The 11496-nt window shown below is 72.3% G+C and carries 6 protein-coding genes; all 6 read left to right on the top strand.

Annotated features, from left to right (window positions below; translation table 11 throughout):
• Positions 1-66: 66 nt before the first annotated feature.
• The 6 genes from OOJ98_RS23410 to OOJ98_RS23385 all read left to right on the top strand — a co-directional run bounded on the left by OOJ98_RS23410 (position 67) and on the right by OOJ98_RS23385 (position 11390).
• Positions 67-1374 (top strand): MFS transporter, encoded by a 1308-nt coding sequence (locus tag OOJ98_RS23410; RefSeq protein ID WP_267056895.1) that lies wholly within the window; start codon positions 67-69, stop codon positions 1372-1374.
• Positions 1375-1393: 19 nt separating this feature from the next.
• Entirely contained in the window at positions 1394-5176 is a 3783-nt protein-coding gene (locus OOJ98_RS23405) for an amino acid adenylation domain-containing protein (RefSeq protein ID WP_267056894.1), read from the top strand.
• Positions 5177-5222: 46 nt separating this feature from the next.
• Positions 5223-6278: a TauD/TfdA family dioxygenase gene (locus tag OOJ98_RS23400; RefSeq protein ID WP_267056893.1), complete on the top strand. Its 1056-nt coding sequence runs from the start codon at positions 5223-5225 to the stop codon at positions 6276-6278.
• Positions 6279-6418: 140 nt separating this feature from the next.
• Positions 6419-6628, top strand: coding sequence for an MbtH family NRPS accessory protein (locus tag OOJ98_RS23395; protein ID WP_267056892.1), 210 nt, complete (start codon positions 6419-6421; stop codon positions 6626-6628).
• A gap of 415 nt (positions 6629-7043) precedes the next feature.
• Positions 7044-8003 carry a fatty acid desaturase gene (locus tag OOJ98_RS23390; RefSeq protein ID WP_267056891.1) on the top strand — a complete coding sequence of 320 codons (960 nt, stop codon included), beginning with the start codon at positions 7044-7046 and terminating at the stop codon, positions 8001-8003.
• Between the two features lie 45 nt (positions 8004-8048).
• A complete protein-coding gene (locus tag OOJ98_RS23385) occupies positions 8049-11390 on the top strand; it encodes an amino acid adenylation domain-containing protein (protein ID WP_267056890.1) in 3342 nt (1113 codons plus the stop codon).
• Positions 11391-11496 lie beyond the last annotated feature (106 nt).

The raw sequence follows: 11496 nt of genomic DNA, 5'->3' as shown, positions 1-11496 counted from the left end.
GATGGACCAACGCGCCGAGACCCGGCGTTCCCGACCGGGAGCCGAGATCCGTAAGGCGGTGCGCTCATGAGCGAGGAGACCGCACGTACCGGGAAGAAGCCGGGCTCGCTGTTCCGGCGGCGGGAGTTCGCGCTGCTGTGGACGGGCCAGTCGGCCTCGCTCCTCGGTTCCCAGATCACCTACGTCGCGATGCCGCTGACCGCGGTCCTGCTGCTCCGCGCGACGCCGATGGAAGCCGGTGTGCTCGTCGCCCTGGAGACGCTGCCGTTCCTGCTCTTCGGCCTCTTCGTCGGTGTGATGCTGGACCGCCGGGCGCGCCGTTCCGTGATGATTCTCGCCGACGCCGTGCGCGCGGTGGCGCTGGCCTGGATACCCATCGCGCACCTGCTCGGTGTGCTGAACATCGGTCAGCTCTTCGTCGTGGTTTTCGTCGTCGGCGTGATGACCGTGTTCTTCGACCTGGCGGCGCAGTCCTACACGCCCGGCCTGATCGGCCGGGAGCGGCTCGGCGAGGCGAACGCGAAGCTGGAGCTCTCGGACTCGGTGGCACAGGTTGTCGGGCCCGGTGCGGCGGGCCTGATGATCAGCGCGCTCAGCGCGCCGGTGGCGATCGCGGTGGACGCGGCGAGCTACCTCCTGTCCTTCTTCACGGTGACGGCGCTGCCGGCCGACGAGCGGCCCGAGCGTGAGCCCGGAGCGGCGGTCCTCTCGGTCCGCGCCTCGATCCGCGAGGGATTCGCCGCGATCGTGCGGCACCCGCTGCTGCGCTGGTTCACCACGGCCGCGCTGATCATCAACCTGTTCTCCGGCGCCCTGATGTCGGTGTTCTTCCTCTACCTGCTCCGAGAGCTCGACATGGGCTCGAAGCAGGTCGGCCTGATCGTCGCGGTCGGGAGCATCGGCGCGCTCGTCGGCGTCCTCCTGGTCGGCCCGCTGACCGGACGGTTCGGCGTCGGTCCGACGCTGATCCTGACGATGGCGATGCCCGGCCTCGGATATCTCGTCCTCGCGGCCGTGCACGGCCACTCCCTCGGGGCGATCGCCGTCGTCGCGGTCTCCTCCTTCTTCGTCCAGTTCAGCGTTCCCGTCTTCAACGTGACGGTCATCAGCTTCCGGCAGGTCTCCACCCCGGACGAACTGCTCGGGCGGGTGAACGCCACAGCCCGTACCTGCGCCCTGGGCGCATACTCGCTCGGCTCGCTGCTCGGCGGTGCGCTCGCGTCCGGAACCGGGCTGCGGACGGCCGTGGTCGTGGCCGCGACCGGAACGTTCCTGGCCTCCCTGGCCCTTCTGTTCTCACCCGTGCGCGCGGTGCGCCGCCTCCAGGCATCGCCCGGCGATGCCGAGCCGGCCCCCGCTCCGGAGCCCGCATGACCCATCAGGAGCAGACATCATGACAAGCGTCGAGACCTGGCAGGAGGAGGGCTATCAGCTCTCCCCGCAACAGCTCGCCCGGTCGGGCGAGGCCCGTGGCACGGCGATGCGCACCGTCGCCACCGCCGCCCGCATACCGGTGCCCGACCTGGAGGCCCGGATCGCGTCGGCGGTCGCCGCGCACGAGAGCCTGCGTACGCGGTACACCCACTTCGCGGGGCTGCCCACACTCGTCCAGGTCGTCGATCCGGTGGGCCCGGTCGCCATCGAGCGGTCCGGAACGGATCGCACCGTGTTCCGTGCCGGCGCGCTGACCGTCGAGCACACATCCACTGCCAACGGCACGCGGCTGGTGCTCACCCTGCCGCGGCTGAGCGTCGACGACGCGTCCTGGACCCGGCTCGTCGGCCTGCTCCTCACGGATGCGGCCGCCGCGGCCGGGGAGACGGTGCTCCAGTACGCCGATGTCGCCGCCTGGCTCGGTGAGGTGCTGGACGACGCACCGCGGCCGCCGCTTGCGGACGAGACAGCGCGGCCGTCGTCGGCGCCCGCCCCGGCGCTGCCCTTCCTCACGCCCGCCGGACTTCGGGACGCGGCCGCCGGGCCGGCGAGCGCCACGGCCGTCATCGAAGGGCCGGCTCTGGAGCGGCTCGACGCGCTGGCCGCACGGTGCGGTGTGAGCGACGCGGCGGTGCTGCTGGCGCTCTGGCGCGCGCTGTACGGCCGATACTGCGGGGACACCGACGACCAGGTGCTGGTGCTGGCCGACGGCCGGTCCACCGAGGGCCTGGAGAACGTGCTCGGCCTGCTGGAACGGCCGGTACCGGTGCGCCTGGAGACCGGCGCGGACACCCCGGTGGCCGACGCGCTCCGGGCGGCGCAGGACGCGCTGCGCTCCGCGGCGACGGCCGAGAACGAGACGGACCCGGGGACCGCGGCCGGGCGGACGGCGAACGGCTGCCCGCTCTCGTACCGGCACCGCGCGGACCGGTGGGCCGAGGAACTCGCGGACGGCGCGCCCGTCCACGAGGGCCCCGGCGCGCTGCATCTCGACTGCGTGCGCGGGCCGCGCAGCCTGCGCCTGACCTTCATCGGCGGAGCGGGCCGCGTCGCCCAGGACGACCTGGACCTCGTCGCGGAGGCGTTCGGACATCAGCTGACCGATCTGGTGTCCGGCGGCACCGAGCGCGCCCTGGGCGGCCTGCGCCTCACCGCGCCCCACGCGCCCGGCGCCGCGCCCGAACCCCGTGCCTCGTACGCCCCGGTGCTCGACCGCTTCCTCACGCAGGCGGAGCGCACACCCACGCGGCCCGCGCTGCGCTGCGGCGATACCGTCGTGTCCTACCGGGACGCGGCTCGGGGCGCGGACGCGGTGGCGCACCTGCTGCGGGAGCACGGCGTGCGGGCCGGGCAGCGGGTCGCGCTGTTCGTGCCCGCCTCGGTGGACACGGTCGTCGCGATGCTCGGCGTCTGGCTCGCCGGTGCGGCGTTCGTGCCCCTCGACCCCACGTGGCCGCGGCAGCGGATCGACACGATCCTGCGGGAGGCCGGTCCCGCGCTGCTGCTCTCCCCCGGTCCGGAGGCCGATCACCCTGTCGGCGTCCCCCTCGTGCGCACGGCCGACGCGGTCGTCGACCCGGGGCGCGCGGTGCCGTCCGGCGCGGCGGCCACCGGCCCCGCCTACGTCATCTTCACGTCGGGCACCTCGGGTCTGCCCAAGGGCGTCGTCGTCGGACACGAGCAACTGGCGCACTACGCCTGGGCGATCGGCGGCACGCTCGCCCTGCCGGAGGGCGCCGAATTCGCGGCGGTCTCCACCCTCGCCGCCGACCTGGCCTACACGGCGGTCTTCCCCACCCTGGCCGGCGGCGGCTGTGTGCAGCTCGTCCCCACCGAGACCGCCACGAGCCCCGCCGCCCTCACCGAGCGGTTCCGTTCGCACCCCCCGGCCGCGATGAAGCTGGTCCCCTCGCACCTCGCGGCGCTGCTGGCCGAGGCGGCCGAACCGCTCGCGCTGCTGCCGAGCGAGGTGCTCGTGCTCGGCGGCGAACTGCTGCCGCGCGCGCTGTACGAGCGGCTCCGGGAGATCGCGCCGTCCCTGCGCATGTACAACCACTACGGCCCGACGGAGACGACGGTGGGTGCCGCGTGCCTCCCGCTGAACACCCCTGTCGACGACCGCTGTTCCTCGGTCCCGGTGGGCTCCGGTCTCGGGGCGAACGTCCTGACGGTGGTCGACGCGGAGGGTGCCGCGCTGCCGCCCTGGTGCCCCGGTGAGGTGCTGATCAGCGGGCCCGGCGTGGGCCTCGGCTATCTCGCGCGGCTGCGCGAGGGCGGGGCGGGCTTCGGTACGGCGGATACCGCGGACGCCCACCGGACCGGTGATCTCGGCCGGCTGGTGCCGGGCCACGGCATCGAGATCCTCGGCCGGATCGACGACCAGGTGAAGCTGCGCGGCTACCGGGTCCAGCTCGGCGAGATCGAGACGCTGCTGGCGGACGAGCCCGGTGTCGGCGCCGCGGCAGTCGTGGCACGCGCGGACGCCGACGGCCTCGTCACGCACCTGGACGCCTACCTCACCGCCGCCGCCGGCGTGGCGGGCCTCTCCGTCGACGAGGTGCGGGCCGCCGTGGTCCTGCGTCTCCCGGCGGCCCTCGTGCCGACCGGCTGGCAGGTGCTCGACCGGTTCCCGCTGACCCGCAACGGGAAGCTCGACCGCAACGCCCTCGCCCCGGTCGCGCCGCCGAAGGCTCGGGCGGGCCGGCCGCGCGACTCGGTGGAACAGCGCCTGCTGGCGATCTGGTCCTCGATCCTCGATCAGGACATCTCTTCCCCCGACGCGGACTTCTTCGAGCACGGCGGGCAGTCGCTGCGCGCGATCAAGCTCATGGCCCAGATCAACAACGCCTTCGGTCTGCGCCTGCCGATGTCCGCGGTCTTCAGCGCCCCGACCGTCGCGATGATGGCGGAGCTGGTGCGCAAAAGCGACGTCCAGGACTCCAACCTGGTCCCGCTGCGCGCCGCCCGCGGGCCCCGTGAGCAGGCCCCGGTCTTCTGCGTCCACCCCGGCGGCGGCAACACGCTCAGCTACTGGGAACTGGCCCGGCTGATCCCGGCGGACCGGTCGGTGTACGGCATCGAGGCCTGGGGTCTGCACGGCAGGCCTCCGCAGGACGACTTCGCCGCCATGGCCGAGGAGTACGCGGCGAACATCGCGGCCGTCGGCGATGCCGCTCCGGTGATCGTCGGCTGGTGCTTCGGCGGCATCATGGCCTACGCCACGGCCCAGGCGCTGCGCCGTGCCGGGCGCGAGGTGGCGCAGCTGATCATCGTCAACTGCGGGGTCCCCGGCGACGCGGAGAGCGCCCTGGCGCGACAGCCCGCCGACCACCTCATGCGCCGCTTCGCCTTCCACTACCAGCTCGAACTGCCGCCGGGGCCACTCGGCCGGCTCGGTCACCAGGAGCTGCTGAAGGCCCTGCAGGACGTCGGGCGGCTGCCTCCGGACTCCGGCGAGGCGGAGCTGCGGAGCCTGCTGGACGTCTACATGACCAACATGACCGCGCTGGACCGCCACTTCGTGCGGGAGGGGGCCCAACTCGGCCGCGCCGACTTCCCGGTGCTCCTGGTGCGCGCCGAGCCGGCCGACGAGCCGCACGATGCGGACCGTACGTGGGGCTGGGGATCGGTGGCCGGGCCAGGGCTCGGCTTCGCCTCGGTGGCAACGACCCACCACGGCATCATGCGGCAGCCGGCGGTGGAGGAACTGGCCGAGCTGATCCGACGGGAGATCGGCGCATGACCCGGAGCACGACCGGGTGCGACGCCGAGGAAAAGAGGACCACGACATGAACGAAGCGACTTCCAGGGCACCGGGACCGCGCCCCCTTCTGGGCGCGACGCGCCGGCAGGTGCGGGTTCCCGGCGAAGACGCCGTGACCTTCGGCTTCCTGCCGGAGTCACCGACGACCCCCACCGTCATCACGCCGGCCGGACCCGGCGTCGACCTTCCCGGCTGGCTGCGCGCGCACCGGGACGAACTCGAAGGACGGCTGCTGCGGCACGGCGCGGTCCTGCTCCGCGGGTTCCACGCCGGCTCGGTGGAGAGGTTCGAACAGGCCGCCTCGGCGATCTGCGGCACCCTCTTCCCCGAATACGGCGACCTTCCGCGCGAGGGCGAATCGGCCCGCGTGTACAAGTCGACGCCGTATCCGGAAGACCTCTCGATCCTGTTCCACAACGAGAGTTCGCATCTGCCGCAGTGGCCGATGCGCCAGTTCTTCTCGTGCGTCGTGGCCCCACGGTCCGGCGGTCAGACACCGATCGTGGACTGCCGGACGGTCCTCGCCCGGATGCGTCCGGAACTTGCCGAGCTCTTCGCCACCAAGAAGCTGCGGTACGTCCGCAACTTCATCGACGGCGTCGATGTCAGTTGGCCGCGCTTCTTCGGCACCGACGATCCCGCCGAAGTCGAGCGCAGGTGCGCGGCGGAGGGGACGAGCCTGGTATGGACGGCGGACGGGGGCCTGCGGACCTCGCGCCAGGCCGACGCGGTGCTGAACCATCCGACGACCGGCGAGGCGGTGTTCTTCAACCAGCTCGCGCTGCACCACCCCTCGTCGCTCGACCCGGAAACACGCTCGTCGCTGCTGGAGATCTGCGGCGACCAGGGAATGCCCCGCAACGTCTTCTGGGGCGACGGCACGGTCATCGACGACGCCGTGGTGGACGAGGTCCGCGATCTCATGGACCGGGAATCGGTCGCGTTCTCCTGGCAGGAAGGCGACATCCTCGTCATCGACAACATGCTGGTCGCGCACTCGCGCAGTCCCTTCACCGGGCCGCGGAAGATCGTGGTGGCGCTGGGCGACATGACCGGCGAGGCCGTGCCCGCCACCGGCTGAGCCCGGTCCGGGCCCGGAGGTGTCTCGCCGGCGAGACACGCCTCGTATGGAGGCCCCCTTACCCACCCGCCGCGACGGTGACGGCCGGTTATCGCCACTGTTACGCTGACGGCCGTTCGATCGATTTATCAGGAGAATCCGTGGCGAATCCGTTCGACGATGAAGAAGGCGCATGCCTGGTTCTGGTGAACGACGAGAACCAGCATTCTCTGTGGCCCGTATCCAATACGGTACCGGCCGGCTGGCGGGTGGTTTTCGGACCGAATTCCCGCAACGACTGCCGCACCTATGTTTCCGCGCATTGGACGGACATGAGGCCTGCGAGCTTGATCAGCGCGATGGGCAAGTGACCGCGCTGGGGCGTTGGCGCGCAGCAGCGATATAAAATACACGGGGACGGACCACGAATTCCGTATCCCGTCCCCCATTCGGTCATCCCGGCGATGCGCTCGGCGATCCGACCGGCGACATGGCCTGACCACAGCACACCACTCCCCCACAGCGGCGGCGCGCATTGCGGCGCCCCGCCGCATTTCCCTGCCTTGCCGCAACTCGCCCTGCCTCGACCCGAACGGGTGCGGGGCTCGACATCCCGCAAGCGCAGTGCGCGACGCTTCTTCATCCATCCGCCCTTCCCTCCCCCGCCCACCGGGGGAAGGAAGGAGCCATTTCCACACTTCGTGCCTCATCCACACGAAGTCGCTGATGCCTGCCCCACTGCCCCAGCGATCTCGCGGGAGGCCGCCCCAGGGGAAGGTGCCAGACATGACTTCCGACGCGAGCACGGCGTCGCCGCAGGGTCTGTTCCGACGGGCCAAGGTGAGCGCCGTCGACGAGCGGACGTTCCTCTTCAAACTCATTGCCGCCTATGCCCTTTGGGCGCTCGGCGCGGCGCTCGCGCTGTGGGCCGGAGCGTGGCCCCCGCGCGTGCTGGGTGTCCTCCTGACCGGCGCGATGTACGCACACTGGCTGGAGCTCCAGCACCAGTGCCTGCACCACTCGGCGTTCCGGCGCGCCCGGTACCACCGGATCGCCGGTGTCCCGCTGGGCGTGCCCATGCTGGTCTCGTACAGCCACTACCGCGTCCTGCATCTCCAGCACCACCGCCATCTGGGCACCGACCAGGACTCGGAGTTCTTCGGCTTCGACTCGCGCCAGCCCGTCACCTGGGGCGCGCTCGTCCGCGAGGCCCTGGCCTTCGGCCGGCTCGGCGGCGCGGTCGCGGACGTGGTGCGCGCCTGGACCGGCTCCTGGACCTACGGGTCCGGCCAGATAGCACCGGCCCGCAAGCGCGAAGTGGTCGCCGAGTACCGGCTGTTCGCCGTGCCGATCCTCGCGGCGGTCGCGCTCGTCATGCTCGGTCAGGGCGAACTGGTGCTGTGGGTGTGGCTGTTGCCCCTGCTGATCGCAGTGCCCCTGCACTTCCTCGTCGAGCTGCCCGAGCACATCATGTGCGACAACTCCAGCACCGACGTTCTGACCAACACGCGTTCCATCACAGGCAGTTGGTTCAGCACCTGGTACACCAACGGCAACAACCTGCACATCGAGCACCACGCGGCCATGGTCGTCCCGATCAACCAGCTCCGCGAGCGCCACGACCTGACGTTGTCGTACGCCAAGCACACCTCCCCGAGCTATCCGCAGTTCTTCCGGGCCATCGCCAGGGAGGCCGCCGCGAACGGCCGCAAGGCCCGTGCACAGGACGGCACTTGTGCCGAATAGCACCGGCCGCACACGCGGTGGACGCACTCACGAAGGCAGGACGGCATGAGCGACACCTCGGAGCGGCTGCGCGAGCAGCCTCCCGCCCAGAACACCCAGAACACCCCGGAGGCACGGAGCGCCGCACAACGGGAGGGGCGCACCGCGCGCGCGGCGGGCGCGGGTGCCCCGTTGTCCTTCGCACAGCAGCGCCTGTGGTTCCTGGACCGGCTCACCCCCGGGAACGCGGCGTACACCGTGTCGTACGCGCTGCGGCTGGCGGGGCCGCTGGATCCGGACGCGGCGGCGCGGGCCTTCCGGGCCCTGGTGCGGCGGCACGAGACCCTGCGGACCAGCTACCCCTCGGTCGACGGCGAGCCGGTGCCGGTCGTCGCCCCGGCGGACAGCCACGGGTGGGAGCCCCGTTTCGTCGACCTGCGCGGCACGGACGACGCCGAGGAGCAGGCGCGGCGGATCGCGGCCCAGGACACGCGGGCACCGTTCGACCTCGGCCGCGGGCCGCTGCTGGGGGTGACGCTGGTGGCGCTCGCCGAGCAGGAGTCCGTCGCGCTGATCACCCTGCACCGCATTGTCGCCGACGACCGGTCGACGGAGGTGCTGACGGACGAGTTCCGCCACCTGTACGACGCCTTCCGCGCCGGCGGCCCCGATCCGCTGCCGCCGCTCGCCGTCCAGTACGCCGACTACGCGCGCCGGCAGCGCGAGCAGTTCACGGGCGGTGCGACGAGCCGGACGGCACAGGGGCTGGCGCACTGGCGCCGGCGGTTCAGCGGCGAGCTGCCCAGTCTGCGGGTGCCGACCGACCGCACCCGGCCGAGCGTGCGGACGTACGCGGGCCGGACCCGGTCCTTCACTCTGTCCGCCAAGGCGACCGCCGGGCTGCGGGAACTGAGCGGCGCCGCGGACGCGACCCTGTTCACGACGCTGCTCGCCGGATACGCGGCCCTGCTGCACCGCTACTCGGGCCAGGACGACATCGTGGTGGGCACGACCGTGGCCGGCCGCGACAGGCCGGAGACCGCATCGCTCGTCGGCCCCGTGGCCAACACCCTGGCCCTGCGCACGGACCTGTCGCGCGACCCCACCTTCCTCGAGCTGCTCGCCCGCACCCGGCAGGCGTGCCTCGCGGACTTCGCCCATCGGGACATCCCCTTCGCACGGGTGGTCGAGGAGGTGCGGCCGGACCGCGACCCCAGTCGTGCCCCGCTGTTCCAGACGATGCTGTCGCTGCACCACACCCCTGGGTCCCCGCGGGACACCGCGGGGCCGCACGCCGTCCCGTTCGGCGCCGGGGAGCCGACCACGGCGCTGTACGACCTGAGTCTCGACGTCTTCGACGAGGGCGAACGGCTGCGCTGCGCCTGGGAGTTCAACACCGGCCTCTTCGCCGACGCCACCATCGAGCGGATGGCCGCGCATTTCGAGCGGCTGCTGCTCGGCGCCGCGGCCGACTCCGGTCTGCCGCTGTCCCTGCTGCCGCTGCTCTCGGAGCCGGAGCGGACCGAGCTCCTGCACCGGGACGACACGATCTCCGTCGAGGTCGCCCACGACACCTGTGTGCACCATCTGTTCGAGGAGCATGTCCGCGCCACCCCCGACGCCGTGGCGGTGGTCGACGGCGAGGACCGGGTCAGCTACCGCGAACTCGACCGCCGGGCGGGGATCATCGCCGCCCGGCTGCGCGCGCTGGGCGTCGGCCCGGAGACCCGGGTGGGGCTCTGCGCGCCGCGCCGCCCCGACTCGGTGGCGGCCCTGCTCGGCGTGCTCAAGGCGGGCGGCGCCTATGTGCCGCTCGACCCGGCCCACCCGGTGGACCGTCTGCACCATGTGCTCTCGGACGCCTCCGTTCGCCTGCTCCTGACCTGGCACGACGTGGTGGACGCGGTGTCCGGCCTCACCGAGGGGATGACCGTCGGCTACGTCGACGACTGGCTCGCCGACGGCGCCGTCGCGGCGCGGGGCGAGCCGGCCGCCACCCCGCCGGCGCCGCACGCCGAACCGAACGCCGACCACCTGGCCTTCCTGGTGTACACCTCGGGCTCGACCGGCCGGGCCAAGGGGGCGATGATCACCCACGGTGCCCTGATGAGCGCCTTCCGGTCCTGGGAGCGGGTCTACGGCCTGGGCACGGTGGTACGCCGCCACCTCCAGGCCGCGAACATCGCCTTCGACGTGTTCACCGGTGACATGGTCCGCGCGCTGTGCTCCGGCGGCACGCTGGTGCTCTGCCACCGTGAGGTGCTGCTCGATCCGGCGCGCCTGTACACGCTGCTCCAGAGGGAGCGCATCGACTTCGCCGACCTCGTCCCGGTCGTCATCCGCCGGCTCAGCGCCCATGTGGCCGAGCAGGGGCGGATGCTGGACAACTTCAAGGTGCTGGCCGTCGGCGCGGACATCTGGTTCATGCAGGACTACTGGAACCTGGCGAAGCTGTGTCCGCCCCGCACCCGCCTGGTCAACTCGTACGGCGTCACCGAATCGACCGTGGACAGCGGCCTGTTCGAGACTCCGATGCCGGAGCGCGGTGACGAGGAGCCGGTGCCGATCGGGCGCCCGCTGCCCAACTCCCAGTTCTACGTACTCGACGACCGCCTCCAGCCGGTGCCGCTCGGGGTGCACGGCACCCTCCACGTCGGCGGCCTGGCCCTGGCCCGCGGCTATGTGGGGCGCCCCGAGCTCACCGCCGAGCGATTCATCGCGCACCCCTTCTCCCGGACACCGGGAGCCCGCCTGTACAACACCGGCGACCTGGCACGGCTGCTCCCGTCGGGGGACGTGGAGGTGCTGGGGCGGGTGGACCGGCAGGTCAAGCTGCGCGGCTTCCGGATCGAGTTGGAGGAGGTCGAATCGGTGCTCGGCCAGCACCCGGACGCCCAGGACGCCGCCGTGATCGTCCGGGAGGACGCCCCGGGCGAGCGGCGCCTGGCCGGCTACGTCGAGCCGCGAGCGGGGCGCAGCCCCGATCCGGTCGCTCTGCTCCAGTACCTGCGCACCCAACTGCCGTACTACATGGTGCCGTCCACCATCACCCTCCTGGACCGGATGCCGCTGAACGCGAACGGCAAGCACGACCGCAGGGCCCTGCCCGCTCCGGCGCCCGCGGCGGACGCGGTCGAGCGGCCTTCCGGGGGGTTCACCACCGCCACGCAGGAGCGCGTGGCGCGGATCTGGTCGCAGGCGCTGGGGGCCGAAGTGGCGGCCGCCGAGGACGACTTCTTCCGGCTCGGCGGGGACAGCCTGCTGGCGCCGCGCGTTCAGGTCGCGCTGCGCCGGGCCTTCGACGTGGACCTGCCTTTGATCACCCTGTTCACGGCGACGACGGTGGAGGAACTGGCCCACCGCGTCGACCTCGCCGCGTCGGCGCTCACCCAGGAAGCCCTCGCGTAGGAACCGGTGCTCCCGCCCCGGGCCCCACGGCCCCGGGCGGGAGCACATTGGTCTGGCTCCCCTTCGGCCAACTGCCCGTCGGCGCAAGGAACGTGAGCTGGGCGGA

The sequence above is a fragment of the Streptomyces sp. NBC_00083 genome, from assembly GCF_026343295.1.
Classification (GTDB): Bacteria; Actinomycetota; Actinomycetes; order Streptomycetales; family Streptomycetaceae; genus Streptomyces.
Note: the sequence above shows the minus strand (reverse complement) of the source record. Positions and strands in the feature narration are given on the sequence as shown.

Coding starts and splice junctions, on each gene's coding strand:
- OOJ98_RS23410 (WP_267056895.1), top strand. CDS start 67: ATGAGCGAGGAGACCGCACGTACCGGGAAGAAGCCGGGCTCGCTGTTC.
- OOJ98_RS23385 (WP_267056890.1), top strand. CDS start 8,049: ATGAGCGACACCTCGGAGCGGCTGCGCGAGCAGCCTCCCGCCCAGAAC.
- OOJ98_RS23400 (WP_267056893.1), top strand. CDS start 5,223: ATGAACGAAGCGACTTCCAGGGCACCGGGACCGCGCCCCCTTCTGGGC.
- OOJ98_RS23405 (WP_267056894.1), top strand. CDS start 1,394: ATGACAAGCGTCGAGACCTGGCAGGAGGAGGGCTATCAGCTCTCCCCG.
- OOJ98_RS23390 (WP_267056891.1), top strand. CDS start 7,044: ATGACTTCCGACGCGAGCACGGCGTCGCCGCAGGGTCTGTTCCGACGG.